The 337-nt window shown below is 61.7% G+C and carries 1 protein-coding gene; it reads right to left on the bottom strand.

Annotated features, from left to right (window positions below; translation table 11 throughout):
• A partial coding sequence (locus tag C3Y91_RS06065; RefSeq protein WP_246780179.1) for an isocitrate/isopropylmalate family dehydrogenase occupies positions 1-337 on the bottom strand: 337 nt, incomplete at both ends.

The raw sequence follows: 337 nt of genomic DNA, 5'->3' as shown, positions 1-337 counted from the left end.
TCGAGGTTTCCTGGCCCTTCTGGTGCTGGCGGTAGTGGCGGGTGACCGTGCCGTGAGCGGCTTCGGCTTCGACCGTCTTGCCGTCGGGCGTCAGCAGAACCGAGGTCATCAGGCCGAGCGAGCCGAAGCCTTGAGCGACGGTGTCGGACTGGACGTCGCCGTCATAGTTCTTGCAGGCCCAGACGTAGCCGCCCGACCACTTGAGCGCCGAGGCGACCATGTCGTCGATCAGGCGGTGTTCGTAAGTGATGCCGGCTTCCTTGAACTGATCCTTGAATTCGCTCTCGTAGACTTCCTCGAAGATGTCCTTGAAGCGGCCGTCATAGGCCTTGAGGAT

The organism is Rhizobium ruizarguesonis (genome assembly GCF_012349115.1).
Taxonomy (GTDB): domain Bacteria; phylum Pseudomonadota; class Alphaproteobacteria; order Rhizobiales; family Rhizobiaceae; genus Rhizobium; species Rhizobium ruizarguesonis.
The sequence above is the reverse complement of the archived record's forward strand: the minus strand, read 5'-3'. Positions and strand labels throughout refer to the sequence as shown.